The following is a 16,695-nucleotide window of genomic DNA, read 5'->3' on the forward strand; positions in this document are numbered from 1 at the left end:
TTTTCGGCGGACCGTCCCGGGCGGACGGCTCGGGTGCGGAGCGCTCCGGAGGGATCGTCCGGAGCGGACCGCTCAGGGCACGTCGCCCAGGAGCGCCGCCAGGTCCCGGTCCCAGTCCAGGTACTGGTGCTCGCGCCCCGCCGGCACCAGGTGCTGCGAGCGTTCCAGGAAGCGGCGCAGCTCCGAGGTGCGCACGTGGACCATCGCCACGCCCTCCGGGGCGTGGAACTCCACCACGGTGCGGTCGTAGCCGTACGGGCGGAGCCGTACGTCCCCGTCGCCGGCGGGCCGCTCGACCCCCTGGGCCAGCAGCTCCCGGGCGAAGGCCCAGGAGACCTCGACGCCCTCCAGGGTGGCCGGCGGCGGGAAGGCCATGCTGACGGCGTACGGGTCCTCACGGTCGTAGCGCAGGGTGGCGGGGACGGTCTCCATCCGGGGCGCGGAAGCGACCAGACGGGCCTGGACGGGCTGCTCGATCACGGCGGACACGGCGAACTCCTCTCGCGCGGTTGCGATCCTGTGCGTCTCCCCGACACCAGGGCACCTGACACCCGTCAAGACGAGCGGAACCGCCGGAACGTGCACCGGACCCCTACGTGAGGTGCGTCACCGCGCCGTACCGGAAGGCTCCTGGCGCTCCTCGGCCACGTCGTCGCCGGGCTCCGCGCAGGGCCCCGAGTGGTCGCAGTACGGCTGGTTCCCCGACGCCCCGCAGCCGCACAGCAGCACCCGGGTCTCGCGCCGCACCCCCTGCTCGCCGGCGACCAGCAGATCGCCCCGGACCACCAGCTGACCCGACGGGTTCCGGCGCACGCGGGTCGGCGCGTCCGGCTCCTCCGCCGCGCCGCCCGCCGCCGGCCGGTACTGGAGCGCCCCCGAGGGGCAGCGCCGGATCACCTCGGCCACCCGCTCCGGCACGGCCGCGTCCGGCAGCACCCACGGGCGCCGGGACAGGTCGAAGACCTCGGGCAGACCGTGGACGCACTCGGCCGCGTGCAGGCAGCGGCGCGGCTCGAACGTGACGGTGATGCCCTCGCCGTCGTACTCCTTCAGCCGCGGCTTCCCGACGATCGGGGCCTCCGGCGTCCCCGGCGTCCCCGGCGGCGCGTCCGCTGTTCCCTCGGTCATGCGCCCAGCCTAGGAACGCCCGCCGCGCCCCGCACTCCGGCGGACCGGACCGGACGCCCTCTGGACGGGGCCCGGCGGCCGCCGCTAGCTTCCGGCGCCATGACACCTGTGCGAAAGATGCGAACGGCGCGACGCACGATGACGGCGGGACTGGTGGGGGCGGCGCTGGCGCTGTCCCTCGCGGCCCCCGCGCGGGCCGGGGAGACCCCCGCGGCCCCCGCGACCGCCGCCTCCGCGGACGGCTGGCGGCTCACCCCCACCGGCACCGAGGTCCGCTTCCGCGGTCTCGCCGCGGTGGACCGGCACACCGCCTGGGCCGCCGGCTCCCGGGGCACCGTCCTGCGCACCACCGACGCGGGCCGCACCTGGCGCGACGTCTCGCCCGCCGGCGCCGAGGACCTGGAGCTCCGCGACGTCGAGGCGTTCGACGCCCGCCGGGCCGTCGTCCTCGCCATCGGCGAGGGCGAGGCGTCCCGGCTGCTGCGCACCGAGGACGGCGGCGCCACCTGGACCGAGACCTTCCGCAACACCGATCCGCGCGCCTTCTACGACTGCGTGACCTTCCTCGACCGCCGCCACGGCCTCGCCCTCAGCGACCCCGTCGACGGCCGGTTCCGGGTGCTCTCCACCCGCGACGGCGGCCGCAGCTGGGAGGTCCTGCCGGACGCCGGCATGCCCGCCGCCCTGCCCGGCGAGGCCGGCTTCGCCGCGAGCGGCCAGTGCCTGGTCACGGCGGGGAGCGGCGGGCAGGACGTCTGGTTCGCGACCGGCGGCGCCGCCACCGCCCGCGTCTTCCACTCGGCCGACCGGGGCCGCACCTGGACCGTCACCGACAGCCCGGTCCCGGCCGGCGACCCGGCCAGGGGCGTCTTCGCGCTCGCCTTCCGCGACCGCCACCACGGCCTCGCCGTCGGCGGCGACTACCGCACCGGCCGGCCGTCGCCGCAGGCCGCCGCCGTCACCGCCGACGGCGGCCGCACCTGGACCCCGGCCGGCACGCCCCCGCCCGCCTACCGCTCCGGCGTCGCCTGGCTCCCGCACTCCCGGAGCGCCGCCCTCGCCGTCGGGCCCACCGGCACCGACCTCACCCGCGACGGCGGGCGCACCTGGCGGACCGTGGACACCGGCTCGTACGACACCGTCGACTGCACCCCGGACGGCGGCTGCTGGGCCTCGGGCGAGAAGGGCCGGATCGCCGTCCTCGCGCGCCCCTGAGGCCCCGCGTCAGGCCGGCGGCTGCTCGCGGTAGCCGGCCAGGGCCTCGACGGTCTTCGACGCGTAGAACTCGGTGATCCGGTACGCGCACACGCCCTCGGCGCTGAAGGGGTCGGCCGCCGCGATCCGCTCGATCGCGGCCCGGTCGACCCCGGCCGCCAGGATCACCCCGCCGTCCCGCGGGTTCTTCCGCCCCGACGCGAGGAACACCCCGGCGGCGTACTGCTCGTCCAGCCAGGCGATGTGCGCGTCCATGAGGGCGTCCGCCCGCTCGACGGGCGCCGTGTAGGTCAATTCGAGTACGAACATGCGTGCAAGGCTACCGGCGGGGACCGCCCCGACGATCAGTCGTCCGCCGCCACGGTGGGCTGCTCGAAGCGGTGCTCGGTCGGCTTCAGCACCTCGTACAGGTAACCGAAGTACGAGGTCTCCACCGTGCCCGTGAGCACCCCCAGCAGAAAGGCGGCGCACCCCGGCCCGTGCCGTTCCCAGAGCGGGCCGCGGCCCTCGTTGTAGAGGACGGGCCAGTCGTCGGGGTGCGCCTCGGGCCGCACCAGCCAGTACAGGAACGCCCCCGAGCCCTCCTCGAACGCCCACGGCACCAACCGCGCCCCCGGCTCCGACAGCTCCGCCGGCCACTCGTCGGCCTCCCACTCCCGCAACGACTCCAGGATCTCGGTCCGTTCGGCGGTCTGCGCGACCAGGTCGCGGTGGGCGCGTCCGGCGTCCGGCGTCAGCAGCCACACCGTCTCGTCGAAGACCCCGGGCCCGTACGTCTCGACCAGCCGCTTGTAGTCGGCCGGGAGCGGCACCCCGAGCGCGCGCTCCGTCCCCGCCCAGTCCACGGCGGGCGGCGGCTCGGCGGGCGGCGGGCAGAGGCGTACGAGAGCGTCGATCGCGGTCATGCGGGGACGCCAGCGCACCGCGCCGACACCGGAACCGGCCGCCGCCGTAGGGTGGCCGCATGGGGATCACCGGGGTTCCGGCGGGCTGGCCCGCCGACGAGGAGACGGCGCTGGACGTCCAGCGCGAGCTGCGGGAACGGCTCGTGCTGGACGAGGAGGGGCCGGCGGCGGGCGAGGGGCACGTCACCGGGCTCGACGTCGCGTACGACGACGAGCGTGACCTCGTCGCCGCCGCGGCCGTGGTCCTGGACGCCGGGACCCTCGAGGTCGTGGAGCGGGCGACCGCCGTGGGACGGGTCTCCTTCCCTTACGTCCCCGGGCTCCTCGCCTTCCGCGAGATCCCCACCGTGCTGGCCGCCCTCGACGCCCTCGCCGCCGACCCCGGCCTCCTCGTCTGCGACGGCTACGGCCTCGCCCATCCGCGCCGGTTCGGGCTCGCCTCCCACCTCGGCGTCCTCACCGGGCGGCCCGCGATCGGCGTCGCCAAGAACCCGTTCACCTTCGCCTACGACCGACCCGGCCCGGACCGCGGCGACTTCGCGCCGCTGCGCGCCGACGGCGAGGAGGTCGGACGGGCGCTGCGGACCCGGAGCGGGGTCAAGCCCGTCTTCGTCTCCGTCGGCCACCGGATCTCCCTCGACAACGCCTGCGCGCACACCCTCGCGCTCACCCCGCGCTACCGGATCCCCGAGACGACCCGGCACGCCGACGCGCTCTGCCGACGCGCCCTCCAGGAGGCCCGGGCCGCGTAGCGTCCGCGTACCAGGCGCGTCTGAGTACCCGTACGGATGCCCGTTGTCAGACCCCCGCGGCACAGTGGCCTCCATGACAACCCCCGTCACCACGCACTCCCGCCGCCGCTCCACGGGCCGCGCGATGCCCGTCGTCCTCGCCGTCGCCGCGCTCTCCGCGCTCGCCTGGACCTGCGCCATCCTGTACGTGCTCGCCGACTGGACCACCGGATGACCGGGCGGCTGCGGTGCGTCGTCCTCGACTGCCCCGACTCCCGCGAACTCGCCCGGTTCTACCGCGAGATGCTGGGCGGCGAGATCACCGCGCCCGACCCCGGGCTCGCCGTCGGAGCGGGCTCCGCCGTGCTCCGCGACGCCCACGGGCCGGTCCTCGCCTTCCAGGACGTCGCCGACCACCGGCCGCCCGTCTGGGGCGCCCCCGAGCAGCAGGTCCTCCTCGACGTCCGGGTCCCGGACCCGGCCGCCGCCCACGAGACGGTGCTCGCCCTCGGAGCCGTGCCCCTCGGCGAGGGCGGGGGAGGCGAGGACGCCGCCGGGCCGCTCTGGCGGGTGTACGCCGATCCGGCCGGGCACCCGTTCCGGCTCATGGGGGACTGAGCCCCGGACCCTTCGCCGCACCGGATTCGACCGGGGCGCACCAGGGGAAGGAAGACGGGATGGACCTGCACACCACACCGCGACGACTCGTCTCCTCCGGCTCCCCGCTCGAACCGGAGATCGGCTTCTCCCGCGCCGTACGGCACGGCCCGTACGTCTCCGTCGCCGGCACCGCGCCGATCGCGCCCGACGGCACCACCACCGCGCCCGGCGATGTCTACGCCCAGACCGTGCGCTGTCTCGACATCGCCGAGGCGGCCCTCCGCGAGGCGGGCGCCCGCCTGGAGGACGTCGTCCGCACCCGTGTCCTGCTCACCGACGCCACCGCCTGGCGCGAGGCGGCCCGCGCCCACGGCGAGCGGTTCGCCGCCGTCCGGCCCGCCTGCACCTTCATGGAGGTGTCCCGGTTCATCGACCCGGCGTGGCTGGTCGAGATCGAGGTCGACGCCGTCGTCGTCGACCACAGCGCCCCCGACATGATCGGCTGGTGAACCGGCCGTGGCACCGGGCCGCCGCTACCCCCGGTGCGCCACCCGGAAGCGCAGGCCCGCGGACCGCAGCCGGGTGATGAGCGCGTCGCCCATCGCCACCGCCGTCGTGACCTGGCCCGCCGTCTCCGGCAGCGGGTCCAGGGCGAGGCAGAGCGCCGCCTCGGCGAGCATCTTCGCCGTCTCGTCGTAGCCGGGATCGCCGCCCGACACCTCGGTGAGGACCCGCCGCCCGCCGCCCTCGCCGACGAACCGGACCGTGAACCAGCTGCGGGCGCGCCGCTCGGCCGACGGTCCGGAGCCCGCCGCGTAACGGTCCATCAGCCAGCGTCGCACGGGCGGCAGTTGGGCCGCCGTGACGGCCGCGCCGATCGCCGCCGTGCCGCCGAGCGCCATCGGCAGGGTCTTCACCGAGGCGTAGTGGCGGTAGCGGAAGTCCGGGCCGTACCGTGCGAGCGCGGCCGCCGACCGGGCCACCACCTGCGGGTCCAGGGTGGGCAGCGGCAGCGCCCAGGTGCCCGTCTCGGTGCTGAACCGGGGGGCGCCCAGCGGCGCGCGGGCCCGCCGGCCCACCAGCCGCGGCGCGTGCAGCCGGCGCTCGTGGGCGGCCCGCAGGATCTCCCGGCCGCGGCCGAAGGCGGTGAGCGCGGAGGCGAAGGTGCCGCCGGAGAAGACGGCGCCGGCCCGGACGAAGCCGTCGACGCGCAGCGGTACGCCCTCCGGCAGCTGCTCCACCGTGAAGAGCACCCCGAGGTCGTGCGGGACCGAGTCGAAGCCGCAGGCGTGCACGAGCCGGGCGCCGGTCTCCCGGGCGCGGGCGTCGTGGCGGACGTACATGAGGTCGACGAACTCGGACTCGCCGGTCAGGTCGAGGTAGTCGGTGCCGGCGTCCGCGCAGGCGGCGACCAGGCCCTCGCCGTACCAGACGTAGGGGCCGACGGTGGAGGCCACCACCCGCGCCGACTCCGCGAGCGCGCGCAGCGAGGCGGGGTCGCCGGAATCGGCGGTCAGCAGGGGCAGCCCGGCGAGGTGCGGCCGGCCGGCGGCGAGCCGGTCCCGCAGCGCCGCCAGCCGGGCGGCCGAGCGTCCGGCGAGGGCCCAGCGGCACTCGGCGGGGGCGTGCTCGGCCAGGTACTCCGCGGTGAGCTCGCCCACGAACCCGGTCGCCCCGAACAGGACCACGTCGTACCGCCGTCCGCCGGGGTCCCGCCCCGCGCCCGCCCCTGTCTCCATCGAGCCCCACTCCCGTCCCTCGGCGATGTCGTCGGCGGAGGATAGCGGACCCGCCCGCCCCGTCGAATTTCCAAGCGCTTGCTCGGCCGGGGGGCTTGTGCCGAGTGGAACACGTTCCTAGCATCTCCGGTGTTACATCATTGGTGTCACACACTCTGGGGGCTCGATGAGCACGAGGCAGACCGAGCGGACCGGTCCGCTCGCCGGGGTCCGGGTCGTGGAGCTCGCCGGCATCGGCCCCGGCCCCTTCGCCGCCATGCTCCTCGCCGACCTCGGAGCCGACGTCGTCCGCGTCGACCGGCCCGGCGGCCCCGGCCTCGGCGTCGACCCGGCCAAGGACCTCACCAACCGCAACAAGCGCTCGGTCCTCGTCGACCTCAAGGCCCCGGACGGCCCCGCGACCGTCCTCGACCTCGTCGAACGCGCCGACGTGCTGATCGAGGGGTACCGGCCCGGCGTCGCCGAACGCCTCGGCGTCGGGCCCGGCGAGTGCCTCGCCCGCAACCCCCGGCTCGTCTACGGGCGGATGACCGGCTGGGGCCAGGACGGTCCGCTCGCCCCCACCGCAGGACACGACATCGGCTACATCGCCGTCACCGGCGCCCTCGGCCTCGTCGGCCCCGACCCGGACGGCCCCCCGAGCATCCCGGCCAATCTGCTCGGCGACTACGCGGGCGGCTCGCTCTACCTCGTCGTCGGCGTCCTCGCCGCCCTCCAGCACGCGCGGACGCACGGCGAGGGCCAGATCGTCGACGCCGCCATCGTGGACGGCACCGCCCACCTCACCACCATGATCCACGCCATGCTCCTGGCCGGCGGCTGGCAGGACCGGCGCGGGGTGAACCTCCTCGACGGCGGCTGCCCCTTCTACGGGGTGTACGCGACCTCCGACGGCGGCCACATGGCGGTCGGCGCCCTGGAGGAACGCTTCTACGACGCGTTCGCCCGGCTGCTCGGCCTGCCGGAGGCCGGCGTCGACGCCACCGCCCTCCGGCGCGACCTCGCCCGCTGGCCCGAGCTGCGCGAGGCCGTCGCCGCCCGCTTCCGGAGCCGTACCCGCGCCGAGTGGACCGAGGTCTTCGAGGGCTCCGACGCCTGCGTCGCCCCCGTCCTCTCGCTCCGCGAGGCCCCCGGCCACCCGCACCTCGCGGCCCGGGCCACCTTCGCCGAGCACGGCGGACTCGTCCAGCCCGCGCCCGCGCCCCGTTTCTCCGCCACCCCCGGCACCCTCCGTACCGGCCCCGCCCTGCCCGGCGCCGACACCGCCGAGGTCGCCCGCGACTGGGCCGTCCCCGCCCTGTGCCCGCAGGACGCCCCGCACACCCAGGAGTCGAAGACCGCATGAAGCGCACGCTCTACACCGAGGACCACGAAGCCTTCCGGGCGGTCGTCCGCACCTTCCTGGAGAAGGAGGTGCTGCCGCACTACGCGCAGTGGGAGAAGGACGGCATCGTCTCCCGCGAGGCCTGGCGCGCCGCCGGCCGGCAGGGCCTCCTCGGCATCGCCGTCGAGGAGGAGTACGGCGGCGGGGGCAACTCCGACTTCCGGTACGCCTCCGTCCTCGCCGAGGAGTTCACCCGGGCGGCCGCCCCGGGCCTCGCCATCGGCCTGCACAACGACATCATCGGCCCGTACCTCACCAAGCTCGCCACCGACGAGCAGAAGCGGCGCTGGCTGCCCGGCTTCTGCTCCGGGGAGCTGATCACCGCCATCGCGATGACCGAGCCGGGCGCCGGCTCCGATCTCCAGGGCATCCGCACCACCGCCGAGGACCGCGGCGACCACTGGGTCCTCAACGGCTCCAAGACCTTCATCTCCAACGGCATCCTCGCCGACCTGGTGATCGTCGTCGCGAGGACCACCCCCGAGGGCGGCGCGCACGGCCTCTCCCTCCTCGTCGTCGAGCGCGGCACGGAGGGCTTCGAGCGCGGCCGCAACCTCGACAAGATCGGCCAGAAGTCCCAGGACACCGCCGAACTCTTCTTCACGGACGTCCGCGTCCCCAAGGAGAACCTGCTGGGCGAGCTCAACGGCGCCTTCGTCCACCTGATGACCAACCTGGCCCAGGAGCGCCTGGCCATCGCGGTCGCCGGGATCGCCGGCGCCGAGCACCTGCTGGAGCTGACCACGGCCTACGTCAAGGAGCGCGAGGCCTTCGGCAGGCCGCTCGCCAAGCTCCAGCACGTGCGGTTCGAGATCGCGGAGATGGCCACCGAGTGCGCCGTCACCCGGGCGTTCGTGGACCGGTGCATCGAGGAGCACGCCGACCCCACGGGCCTCGGCCTCGACCCCGTCCACGCCTCCATGGCCAAGTGGTGGGCGACCGAGCTCCAGAAGCGGGTGGCCGACCGCTGTCTGCAACTGCACGGCGGATACGGCTACATGAGCGAATTCCCGGTCGCCCGCGCCTTCACCGACGGCCGCATCCAGACCATCTACGGCGGCACGACGGAGATCATGAAGGAGATCATCGGCCGCTCCCTCCTCGGCTGAGTCCCCGCCCGACCCCTCCTGAGAAACCCTCACCGCGAAAGGCTTCCCGTGAGCACCGAAGCGTACGTGTACGACGCGATCCGCACCCCGCGCGGACGCGGCAAGGCCACCGGCTCCCTGCACGGCACCAAGCCCATCGACCTCGTCACCGGCCTGATCCGCGAGATCCAGCGCCGCAACCCGAGCCTGGACCCGGCGGCGATCGACGACATCGTCCTCGGCGTCGTCGGCCCGGTCGGCGACCAGGGCTCCGACATCGCCCGGATCGCCGGCATCGCCGCCGGCCTCCCCGACACCGTCGCCGGCGTCCAGGAGAACCGCTTCTGCGCCTCCGGTCTCGAAGCCGTGAACATGGCCGCCATGAAGGTCCGCTCCGGCTGGGAGGACCTCGTCCTCGCCGGCGGCGTCGAGTCGATGTCCCGGGTGCCGATGGCGTCCGACGGCGGCGCCTGGTTCGCCGACCCGATGACCAACCTGGAGACCAACTTCGTCCCGCAGGGCATCGGCGCCGACCTCATCGCCACCATCGAGGGCTTCACCCGGCGCGACGTCGACGAGTACGCCGCCCTCTCCCAGGAGCGCGCCGCGACCGCCTGGAAGGAGGGCCGCTTCGCCCGCTCCGTCGTCCCCGTCGTCGACCGGGCCGGGCTCACCGTCCTCGACCACGACGAGTTCATGCGCCCCGGCACCACCGCCGACTCCCTCGCCAAGCTCAAGCCGTCCTTCAAGGACATCGGCGAGCTCGGCGGCTTCGACGCGGTCGCGCTGCAGAAGTACCACTGGGTCGAGGAGATCGACCACGTCCACCACGCCGGCAACTCCTCCGGCATCGTCGACGGCGCCTCCCTCCTCGCCGTCGGCTCCCGGGAGGTCGGCGAGCGGTACGGGCTGACGCCGCGCGCCCGGATCGTCGCGGCGGCCGTCTCCGGATCCGAGCCCACCATCATGCTCACCGGCCCCGCCCCGGCCGCCCGCAAGGCGCTCGCCAAGGCCGGCCTCACCATCGACGACATCGACCTCATCGAGATCAACGAGGCGTTCGCCGCGGTCGTCCTGCGCTTCGTCAAGGACATGGGCGTCTCCCTGGACAAGGTCAACGTCAACGGCGGCGCGATCGCGCTCGGCCACCCGCTCGGCGCCACCGGCGGCATCATCCTCGGCACCCTCGTCGACGAGCTGGAGCGCCAGGACAAGCGCTACGGCCTCGCCACCCTCTGCGTCGGCGGCGGCATGGGCATCGCCACCATCGTCGAGCGCGTCTGACCTCCCCGTCCGCACCCCTCTTACCGGAGAAGCATCAGTCATGAGCGAGAGCACCACCATCCGCTGGGAGCAGGACGCCACGGGGATCGTCACCCTCGTCCTCGACGACCCGAACCAGTCCGCCAACACCATGAACCAGGCGTTCCGCGCCTCGATCACGGCCGTGGCCGACCGTCTGGAGGCCGAGAAGGACTCCGTCCGGGGCATCATCTACACCTCCGCGAAGAAGACCTTCTTCGCCGGCGGCGACCTCAAGGACATGATCCAGGCGGGCCCCGAGCACGCCCCGTCCATCTTCGACGCCGCGATGGACATGAAGCGCGCCCTGCGCCGCATCGAGACGCTCGGCAAGCCGGTCGTCGCCGCCCTCAACGGCGCGGCCCTGGGCGGCGGTTACGAGATCGCGCTCGCCTCCCACCACCGGATCGCGCTCGACGCGCCCGGCTCCAAGATCGGGCTGCCCGAGGTCACCCTCGGCCTGCTGCCCGGCGGTGGCGGCGTCACCCGCGCCGTCCGTCTCATGGGCATCACCGACGCCCTCCTCAAGGTCCTCCTCCAGGGCACCCAGTACGCCCCGAAGCGCGCCCTGGACAGCGGCCTGATCCACGAACTGGCCGCCACCCCCGAGGAGATGATGGCCAAGGCCATCGCCTTCATCGACGCCCACCCGGAGTCCGCCCAGCCCTGGGACGTGCCCGGCTACCGGATCCCCGGCGGCACCCCGTCGAACCCGAAGTTCGCCGCCAACCTGCCGGCCTTCCCGGCCAACCTGCGCAAGCAGCTCAACGGCGCGCCCTACCCGGCCCCGCAGCGCATCATGGCCGCGGCCGTCGAGGGCTCCCAGGTCGACTTCGAGACCGCGCAGGTCATCGAGTCCCGCTACTTCACCGAGCTGGTCACCGGCCAGACCGCGAAGAACATGATCCAGGCGTTCTTCTTCGACCTCCAGGCCGTCAACTCCGGCGCCAGCCGCCCCCAGGGCGTCGAGAAGCGCCAGGTCCGCAAGGTCGCCGTGCTCGGCGCCGGCATGATGGGCGCCGGCATCGCGTACTCCTGCGCCCGCGCCGGCATCGAGGTCGTCCTCAAGGACGTCACCGACGAGGCCGCCGCCAAGGGCAAGGCGTACTCGGAGAAGCTCTGCGCCAAGGCCGTCTCCCGGGGCCGCACCACCCAGGAGAAGGCCGACGCCCTCCTCGCCCGCATCACCCCCACCGCCGACCCGCAGGCCCTCGCCGGCTGCGACGCGGTCATCGAGGCCGTCTTCGAGGACACCGCGCTCAAGCACAAGGTCTTCCAGGAGATCCAGCACGTCGTCGAGCCCGACGCGCTGCTCTGCTCCAACACCTCCACCCTCCCGATCACCGTCCTCGCCGAGGGCGTCGAGCGCCAGGCCGACTTCATCGGCCTGCACTTCTTCTCGCCGGTCGACAAGATGCCGCTGGTCGAGATCATCAAGGGCGAGCGGACCGGCGACGAGGCCCTGGCCCGCGCCTTCGACCTGGTCCGCCAGATCAACAAGACGCCGATCGTCGTCAACGACTCGCGCGGCTTCTTCACCTCGCGGGTCATCGGCCACTTCATCAACGAGGGCGTGGCGATGGTCGGCGAGGGCATCGAGCCTGCCTCCGTCGAGCAGGCCGCCGCCCAGGCCGGCTACCCGGCGAAGGTCCTCTCCCTCATGGACGAGCTGACCCTCACCCTGCCGCGCAAGATCCGCAACGAGACGAGGAAGGCGGTCGAGGAGGCGGGCGGCACCTGGGTCTCGCACCCCGGCGAGGTCGTCATCGACCGGATGGTCGACGAGTTCGGCCGCCCCGGCCGCAGCGGCGGCGCGGGCTTCTACGACTACGACGAGTCCGGCAAGCGGGGCAGGCTGTGGCCGGGCCTGCGCGAGCACTTCACCAAGCCCGGGTACGAGATCCCCTTCCGCGACATGCAGGAGCGGATGCTCTTCGCGGAGGCCCTGGACACCGTCCGCCTCCTGGAGGAGGGCGTCCTGACGTCCGTCGCCGACGCCAACATCGGCTCCATCATGGGCATCGGCTTCCCGGCCTGGACCGGCGGCATCCTCCAGTACGTCAACGGCTACGAGGGCGGCGTCGCCGGTTTCGTCGCCCGCGCCCGCGAGCTGGCGGAGACGTACGGCGAGCGGTTCGACCCGCCGGCCCTCCTGGTGGCGAAGGCCGAGCGGGGCGAGACCTTCACGGACGCCTGAAGGCGGCCCTCAGCTCCGCGCTGAGGGAGCGCTGGAACGCGGTGAGGAGGGCCTGGACCACGATGGGCTGCATGTGCGCGGAGAGCGACTTCATGGCGGTCAGGTGGTCCGGGTCCTCCCCGCTCTCCCGGTACGGGTTCCACACCTGCTCCTGGAAGAGCCGGGCCAGCTCCTGGGCGGCGGACCGGGCGTGGTCGAGCAGCACGGTCCGCGAGGCCAGGATGGCGTCGTGCTCGATGGGCACGTCCAGCATCTCGACCCCGAGCCGCAGCAGCGAACCGTCGAGCCGGAAGACCTCCGGGTCCTCGCCCGCCTCCACGACGCCCATGGCGGCGAGCCGCGCGAGGTCCCGGTCGGCCAGCTCCCGCCCGGCCCGCCGCTCCAGCTCCCGCCGGGTGATCGACTCGGCGGACTCGGGAGCCCAGGACGCCACCAGCGCCCGGTGCACCGCGAGGTCCTGCGCGCTCAGGTCGGCCGGCAGCTGCTCCAGGTACCGCTCGATCGCGGCGAGCGTCATGCCCTGCCGCTGCAGCTCCTCGATGAGCGCGAGCCGGGCCAGGTGCTCGGGGCCGTACCGGCCGACCCGGCGGGGCCCGATCACCGGCGGTGGCAGCAGTCCCCGCGTCCCGTAGAACCGCACGGTCCGCACCGTCACCCCGGCCCGCGCGGCCAGTTCGTCGACGGTGTAGCCGGGCAGCCGTCCCTCGTCGCTCGCGTCCTCCATGGTGGAACAGTATTGCTGTCTCACCAGAACTGTAAAAGCCCCCCCGGTGGCTCAGAGCGCGGTGTCGACGGCCGCGTACGTCACCCCGTGGTCGGCCAGCACCTCGGCGACGACACCGCCGGTCGTGGTGAGCGCGAGCAGCAGGTGCTCGTCGCCGATCTCCCGGTCCTTGCGGGCCAGCGCCACCCGGAGCGACTTCTCCAGGACGCCCTTCGCCTCCCGGGAGAAGGTCCGCCGCCCCGACCACCGGCCCTCGTCCTTCCGGTCGCCCGCCAGGGCGCCGGCGCCGTGCGCCTCCTCGACGCGGGCGACGATCGCGCCGACGTCGATGCCGAGGCCGGCCAGCGCCTCCGTGTCCGCCCGGGAGAGCCCGGCCCGGCGCCGGGCGTCGGAGAGCGCGGCGCACAGCGACGGCCGCCGCTCCGCCGGGCAGAGCCGGCCGAGCGCCGCCGCGGCGCGGGTGTCCTCCCGGTCGAGCAGCGCCAGCAGCAGGTGCTCCGGCGTGACGACCGCCGCGCCCCCGCGCTCCGCGTGCTCGGCGGCGCCCTTCACCACGGCGCGCGCCGCCTTCGTGAACCGTTCGAACATCACTGCCTCCCGTACTTCTTGTGAACGGCCTGCCGGCTGACTCCCAGCTCGGTGGCGATCTCCTGCCAGGACCACCCCTGGGCGCGCGCGCCGCGCACCTGGACGGCCTCCAGCTGTTCCAGCAGCCGCCGCAGGGCGGAGACGGCCCGCAGCCCCACCCGGGGGTCGCGGTCGCCGGCCCGCGCGGCGAGATCGGTCGCATCGGTCATGCTGTCAATGTAGGTTGACACCTGTCGGGTGTCAACCATGGTTGACGCGAGGGTGATGTCGGTGCCGAGCCCTACGGTGACCCCATGACGGAGATCGCATACGTACGCGGTGACGCGACCGCTCCCCTCGGGAAGGGCGTCCGGATCATCGCCCATGTCTGCAACGACCTGGGCGGATGGGGCAAGGGCTTCGTGGTGGCCGTCTCGCGGCGCTGGCCGGAGCCGGAGGCGGCCTACCGCCGCTGGCACCGCGAGCGGGCGTCCAACGACTTCGGGCTCGGCGCGGCGCAGTTCGTCCAGGTCTCGCCGTACCTCTGGGTGGCGAACCTGGTCGGCCAGCGGGGGATCCGCACCGGGCGGAGCACCGGCGTCCCCGTGCGGTACGAGGCGATCGACGCGGCCCTCGGGCGGCTCGCCGACAAGGCGGTCGAGCTCGGGGCCTCCGTGCACATGCCGCGGATTGGCTGCGGGCTCGCCGGGGGGCGGTGGGAGCGGGTGGAGCCGATGGTCCGGGAGCGGCTGGTGGCCCGGGGGATACCGGTCACCGTGTACGACGTCGCCGGCGGCTAGAGTCGGCGGCCGGTCCGCGTCTGCGGACGGAACAGGGGAGTGGGATGTACGCGCAACTCAGGGAGACCGCTTCGGAATTGGCCGGAGTCCTGTGGCGGGAGCACACGGTGTACCGGGAGCGGGGCGGCGGTGTCGTGATCCGTGGCGAGCACGTGCGGCGGTGGATCAGCCTCGCCCCGACGGGCGGCAGGGACCGGGCGCTGCTGCGGGCCGGGCGGCTGCTCGACGGGGGGACCACGGCGCCGGCCCGGACCGAGGTCGTGGTGGACCTGACGGCGCCGGTCTCCGAGCTGGCCACCGTCTGCCGGCGGATGCTCGCCGAGGTCGCCGCGGCGGCCGAGCCGGCCGGCCCCTCGCGGGCCGGCCGGCCGGGGAAGGCACCCAAGGCACCCAAGGCGCCCAAGGCGTCCAAGGTGCGGAAGAGGACGCCCCGGGCACCCAGGGCCGGGAGCCGGCACACGGGCGCCGGCTCCTGGGTGGTGCTGGTGCTGGTCGGCACAGCCGTCGCCGCCTGGGCGTACACCGTCTTCGGCGGCGCCGGTTCCTGACCCGAGGGCCCGGACGGCCGCCTCAGAAGCCGGTCACCGGGTAGTGGTCGGACAGGTTGGTGTACGTGTACGAGGTGCCCCAGCTGGAGACCGTCCACGGCGCGCTCGACTCCAGGACCACGTGGTTCGTCCAGTTCGCCGGGCGGGCGTTGCCGGCCCGGTAGAGGACGTGATCGAGGTCCTCGCGCGGGTCGTCCGGGTAGCGCTCCGCGGCGATCGAGTTCAGCTCGGTGTCGAAGGAGTACGGGTGACCGGTGCGGGCGTCCGCGCCGGCCAGCCCCGCGTCGGCCAGCATCGTGGCGTACTCCGGGGTGCGGGAGTCCACGTTCATGTCGCCCGCGACGATCACCTGCTCGCCCGCGGGGATGTTCTTGGCGTCCAGGAAGGCGTCCATCGCCTTGAACTGGCGGCTGCGCATCTGCGCCGCCTCGCCCGCCGAGCAGCCCGGGTCGGTGGACTGGGCGTGGGTGCCGACGACGTGGACGCGGCTGCCGTTCACGTCGAGGACCGCGTAGACGAAGCCCTTGTTCGAGTACCAGTCGGCGCCGCAGGCGTCCTTGTAGACGTACTGCTCCTTGCGGACGATCGGCCACTTGCTGAGGACCGTGACCCCGCCGTCCTCGGGGGTGGTCGCCGAGTAGGCCCCGCCGGTGGCGTCCCAGCCGGTCTTCGAGCGGCCCATGACGGGCGTCTGGTACGGGTAGGCCGCGGCGGCGTTCGCCTTGAGCGCGTCGGAGGAGGAGTTGTCGAACGCCTCCTGGATCACCACGACGTCCTGGCCCTGGAAGAACGGGGCCGCGGGGATCGCCCGGGCCCGGTGGTCCTGCCCCCAGTTCGGGTACAGGGTCTTGCTGAAGAGGAAGGCGTTGTAGGTGAGCACCTTCATGCGCGGCGCCTCGGTGGAGGCGGCGGAGGCTGCGGGGGCGGTCGCCGCCAGGGTGGCGGCGGCGAGCGCCAGGGACAGGGCGGCACCGGGGATACGGCGGAACGCGCTGAGGGACACGTGAACTCCCGTCGAGTGGTGGGGGGTTGGACTCGGCGCGGGACATACAACCAGTCGTAGTTACCTTCCGGTAGCCTTCAGGTGCCGGGAATCTTGACCGCGTCGTACGAGCGCGCCAACGATCGACGGGGTGTACGATTCGCCGCTTCCGGGACCAGGTAGAATGCGCGCCATGACGACCCTCGCCTCCAATGCCAAGATCTTCAACATGGACCTCGGCCCGCTCAACCCCGTCTGGGCCGAGCTCATCATCGGCTTCGCCGTGTTCTTCCTGACCTTCTTCTTCATGGCGAAGGTGATCCTGCCGAAGATCAAGCGCACGATCGAGCAGCGTGAGGACGCCATCGACGGCGGCACCGAGCGCGCCGACGACCTGCGCTCCGAGGCCGCCGACATCCGCGCCCAGTACGAGGCCGAGCTCGCCGAGGCCCGCCACGACGCCGCCCGGATCCGCTCGAAGGCCGTCGAGGAGGGCTCCGCCGCCATCGCCGCCGCCCGCGCCGAGGGCCAGGCCGAGCGCGACGCGATCCTCGCCGCCGGTGGCGCGAAGATCGCCGCCGAGCGCGAGGCCGCCGAGCGCGAGCTCAACGCCGACGTCGACGCCTGGGCCCGCGCCCTCGCCGGCCGCATCGTCGGCGAGCCGGTCGGCGCCGACCGCGCCTGACCGCGACCGCCCGCAGATCACCACGCCGGGGCCGTACCCGGGGCGAGAGCCCACGGGAACGGCCCCGGCGTCGTCGTACGGCCCCGAGGGCGCACCCTGG

21 protein-coding genes are annotated in these 16,695 nt (G+C 74.1%); 12 read left to right on the plus strand and 9 right to left on the minus strand.

The annotated features are described in order from the left end of the window. Positions 1-72: 72 nt before the first annotated feature. The gene (gene ssgD / locus ABFY03_RS30290; protein ID WP_319013257.1) at positions 73-489 is read right to left on the minus strand and encodes a spore wall synthesis regulator SsgD; all 417 of its coding nucleotides are present in this window, start codon (positions 487-489) and stop codon (positions 73-75) included. A 117-nt stretch (positions 490-606) separates the two neighbouring features. Further along, positions 607-1,128, minus strand: a complete 522-nt coding sequence (locus tag ABFY03_RS30295) for a (4Fe-4S)-binding protein (protein WP_346171294.1) — start codon at positions 1,126-1,128, stop codon at positions 607-609. Positions 1,129-1,266: 138 nt separating this feature from the next. Here ABFY03_RS30295 and ABFY03_RS30300 point away from each other — a divergent pair, with 138 nt between their 5' ends. Further along, positions 1,267-2,343 (plus strand): WD40/YVTN/BNR-like repeat-containing protein, encoded by a 1,077-nt coding sequence (locus ABFY03_RS30300; protein WP_346172327.1) that lies wholly within the window; start codon positions 1,267-1,269, stop codon positions 2,341-2,343. Between the two features lie 9 nt (positions 2,344-2,352). Here ABFY03_RS30300 and ABFY03_RS30305 read toward each other — a convergent pair whose 3' ends face one another. Both ABFY03_RS30305 and ABFY03_RS30310 read right to left on the minus strand, forming a co-directional pair. Then, entirely contained in the window at positions 2,353-2,652 is a 300-nt protein-coding gene (locus tag ABFY03_RS30305; protein ID WP_319013255.1) for a YciI family protein, read from the minus strand. Positions 2,653-2,687: 35 nt separating this feature from the next. Next, complete coding sequence (locus ABFY03_RS30310; protein ID WP_346171295.1) at positions 2,688-3,248, minus strand: SMI1/KNR4 family protein; 561 nt, start codon at positions 3,246-3,248, stop codon at positions 2,688-2,690. A gap of 59 nt (positions 3,249-3,307) precedes the next feature. On the opposite strand from ABFY03_RS30310, the gene ABFY03_RS30315 reads away from it, so the two are divergent. From ABFY03_RS30315 to ABFY03_RS30330, 4 genes are all read left to right on the plus strand, one after another. Then, positions 3,308-4,000 (plus strand): endonuclease V, encoded by a 693-nt coding sequence (locus tag ABFY03_RS30315; RefSeq protein WP_319013253.1) that lies wholly within the window; start codon positions 3,308-3,310, stop codon positions 3,998-4,000. Positions 4,001-4,073: 73 nt separating this feature from the next. Next, entirely contained in the window at positions 4,074-4,214 is a 141-nt protein-coding gene (mmpA, locus tag ABFY03_RS30320; protein WP_319013252.1) for a morphogenic membrane protein MmpA, read from the plus strand. Then, positions 4,211-4,597 (plus strand): VOC family protein, encoded by a 387-nt coding sequence (locus ABFY03_RS30325; RefSeq protein ID WP_319013251.1) that lies wholly within the window; start codon positions 4,211-4,213, stop codon positions 4,595-4,597. Before mmpA ends, ABFY03_RS30325 begins: the two co-directional genes overlap by 4 nt. 59 nt (positions 4,598-4,656) lie before the next feature. Beyond that, the gene (locus ABFY03_RS30330; protein WP_319013250.1) at positions 4,657-5,088 is read left to right on the plus strand and encodes a RidA family protein; all 432 of its coding nucleotides are present in this window, start codon (positions 4,657-4,659) and stop codon (positions 5,086-5,088) included. Positions 5,089-5,112: 24 nt separating this feature from the next. Here ABFY03_RS30330 and ABFY03_RS30335 read toward each other — a convergent pair whose 3' ends face one another. Continuing rightward, on the minus strand, positions 5,113-6,318 hold the full coding sequence (locus ABFY03_RS30335; RefSeq protein ID WP_346171296.1) for a saccharopine dehydrogenase family protein: 1,206 nt from the start codon (positions 6,316-6,318) through the stop codon (positions 5,113-5,115). 166 nt (positions 6,319-6,484) lie between these two features. On the opposite strand from ABFY03_RS30335, the gene ABFY03_RS30340 reads away from it, so the two are divergent. The 4 genes from ABFY03_RS30340 to ABFY03_RS30355 are packed head-to-tail and all read left to right on the plus strand — an operon-like array spanning position 6,485 to position 12,289. Next, positions 6,485-7,663: a CaiB/BaiF CoA transferase family protein gene (locus ABFY03_RS30340; RefSeq protein WP_346171297.1), complete on the plus strand. Its 1,179-nt coding sequence runs from the start codon at positions 6,485-6,487 to the stop codon at positions 7,661-7,663. Then, entirely contained in the window at positions 7,660-8,811 is a 1,152-nt protein-coding gene (locus ABFY03_RS30345) for an acyl-CoA dehydrogenase family protein (RefSeq protein WP_346171298.1), read from the plus strand. Before ABFY03_RS30340 ends, ABFY03_RS30345 begins: the two co-directional genes overlap by 4 nt. 48 nt (positions 8,812-8,859) lie before the next feature. Further along, on the plus strand, positions 8,860-10,074 hold the full coding sequence (locus tag ABFY03_RS30350; protein WP_319013246.1) for an acetyl-CoA C-acetyltransferase: 1,215 nt from the start codon (positions 8,860-8,862) through the stop codon (positions 10,072-10,074). A gap of 40 nt (positions 10,075-10,114) precedes the next feature. Then, the gene (locus ABFY03_RS30355; protein WP_346171299.1) at positions 10,115-12,289 is read left to right on the plus strand and encodes a 3-hydroxyacyl-CoA dehydrogenase NAD-binding domain-containing protein; all 2,175 of its coding nucleotides are present in this window, start codon (positions 10,115-10,117) and stop codon (positions 12,287-12,289) included. Here ABFY03_RS30355 and ABFY03_RS30360 read toward each other — a convergent pair. From ABFY03_RS30360 to ABFY03_RS30370, 3 genes are read right to left on the minus strand one after another with little or no spacing between them, the layout of a single operon-like run. After that, entirely contained in the window at positions 12,276-13,013 is a 738-nt protein-coding gene (locus ABFY03_RS30360; protein WP_319013244.1) for a MerR family transcriptional regulator, read from the minus strand. The two genes, ABFY03_RS30355 and ABFY03_RS30360, sit on opposite strands and share 14 nt — an antisense overlap. Before the next feature lie 51 nt (positions 13,014-13,064). Beyond that, positions 13,065-13,601 carry a Clp protease N-terminal domain-containing protein gene (locus ABFY03_RS30365; protein ID WP_319013243.1) on the minus strand — a complete coding sequence of 179 codons (537 nt, stop codon included), beginning with the start codon at positions 13,599-13,601 and terminating at the stop codon, positions 13,065-13,067. Then, a complete protein-coding gene (locus ABFY03_RS30370) occupies positions 13,601-13,810 on the minus strand; it encodes a helix-turn-helix domain-containing protein (protein WP_031004626.1) in 210 nt (69 codons plus the stop codon). The genes ABFY03_RS30365 and ABFY03_RS30370 overlap by 1 nt, the downstream gene beginning before the upstream one ends. Positions 13,811-13,894: 84 nt before the next feature. On the opposite strand from ABFY03_RS30370, the gene ABFY03_RS30375 reads away from it, so the two are divergent. Further along, complete coding sequence (locus tag ABFY03_RS30375; RefSeq protein ID WP_346171300.1) at positions 13,895-14,380, plus strand: macro domain-containing protein; 486 nt, start codon at positions 13,895-13,897, stop codon at positions 14,378-14,380. 44 nt (positions 14,381-14,424) lie between these two features. Next, complete coding sequence (locus ABFY03_RS30380; RefSeq protein WP_346171301.1) at positions 14,425-14,928, plus strand: hypothetical protein; 504 nt, start codon at positions 14,425-14,427, stop codon at positions 14,926-14,928. A 22-nt stretch (positions 14,929-14,950) separates the two neighbouring features. Here ABFY03_RS30380 and sph read toward each other — a convergent pair whose 3' ends face one another. Further along, positions 14,951-15,931 carry a sphingomyelin phosphodiesterase gene (gene sph / locus ABFY03_RS30385; RefSeq protein WP_346171302.1) on the minus strand — a complete coding sequence of 327 codons (981 nt, stop codon included), beginning with the start codon at positions 15,929-15,931 and terminating at the stop codon, positions 14,951-14,953. Positions 15,932-16,103: 172 nt separating this feature from the next. On the opposite strand from sph, the gene ABFY03_RS30390 reads away from it, so the two are divergent. Beyond that, positions 16,104-16,595: a F0F1 ATP synthase subunit B family protein gene (locus ABFY03_RS30390; RefSeq protein ID WP_319013239.1), complete on the plus strand. Its 492-nt coding sequence runs from the start codon at positions 16,104-16,106 to the stop codon at positions 16,593-16,595. Positions 16,596-16,695: the final 100 nt, after the last annotated feature.

This window comes from Streptomyces roseofulvus (assembly GCF_039534915.1).
In the GTDB taxonomy this organism is placed as follows: domain Bacteria; phylum Actinomycetota; class Actinomycetes; order Streptomycetales; family Streptomycetaceae; genus Streptomyces; species Streptomyces roseofulvus.

Coding starts and splice junctions, on each gene's coding strand:
- ABFY03_RS30295 (WP_346171294.1), bottom strand. CDS start 1,128: ATGACCGAGGGAACAGCGGACGCGCCGCCGGGGACGCCGGGGACGCCG.
- ABFY03_RS30300 (WP_346172327.1), top strand. CDS start 1,267: ATGACGGCGGGACTGGTGGGGGCGGCGCTGGCGCTGTCCCTCGCGGCC.
- ABFY03_RS30305 (WP_319013255.1), bottom strand. CDS start 2,652: ATGTTCGTACTCGAATTGACCTACACGGCGCCCGTCGAGCGGGCGGAC.
- ABFY03_RS30310 (WP_346171295.1), bottom strand. CDS start 3,248: ATGACCGCGATCGACGCTCTCGTACGCCTCTGCCCGCCGCCCGCCGAG.
- ABFY03_RS30315 (WP_319013253.1), top strand. CDS start 3,308: ATGGGGATCACCGGGGTTCCGGCGGGCTGGCCCGCCGACGAGGAGACG.
- mmpA (WP_319013252.1), top strand. CDS start 4,074: ATGACAACCCCCGTCACCACGCACTCCCGCCGCCGCTCCACGGGCCGC.
- ABFY03_RS30325 (WP_319013251.1), top strand. CDS start 4,211: ATGACCGGGCGGCTGCGGTGCGTCGTCCTCGACTGCCCCGACTCCCGC.
- ABFY03_RS30330 (WP_319013250.1), top strand. CDS start 4,657: ATGGACCTGCACACCACACCGCGACGACTCGTCTCCTCCGGCTCCCCG.
- ABFY03_RS30335 (WP_346171296.1), bottom strand. CDS start 6,318: ATGGAGACAGGGGCGGGCGCGGGGCGGGACCCCGGCGGACGGCGGTAC.
- ABFY03_RS30340 (WP_346171297.1), top strand. CDS start 6,485: ATGAGCACGAGGCAGACCGAGCGGACCGGTCCGCTCGCCGGGGTCCGG.
- ABFY03_RS30345 (WP_346171298.1), top strand. CDS start 7,660: ATGAAGCGCACGCTCTACACCGAGGACCACGAAGCCTTCCGGGCGGTC.
- ABFY03_RS30355 (WP_346171299.1), top strand. CDS start 10,115: ATGAGCGAGAGCACCACCATCCGCTGGGAGCAGGACGCCACGGGGATC.
- ABFY03_RS30360 (WP_319013244.1), bottom strand. CDS start 13,013: ATGGAGGACGCGAGCGACGAGGGACGGCTGCCCGGCTACACCGTCGAC.
- ABFY03_RS30365 (WP_319013243.1), bottom strand. CDS start 13,601: ATGTTCGAACGGTTCACGAAGGCGGCGCGCGCCGTGGTGAAGGGCGCC.
- ABFY03_RS30370 (WP_031004626.1), bottom strand. CDS start 13,810: ATGACCGATGCGACCGATCTCGCCGCGCGGGCCGGCGACCGCGACCCC.
- ABFY03_RS30375 (WP_346171300.1), top strand. CDS start 13,895: ATGACGGAGATCGCATACGTACGCGGTGACGCGACCGCTCCCCTCGGG.
- ABFY03_RS30380 (WP_346171301.1), top strand. CDS start 14,425: ATGTACGCGCAACTCAGGGAGACCGCTTCGGAATTGGCCGGAGTCCTG.
- ABFY03_RS30390 (WP_319013239.1), top strand. CDS start 16,104: ATGACGACCCTCGCCTCCAATGCCAAGATCTTCAACATGGACCTCGGC.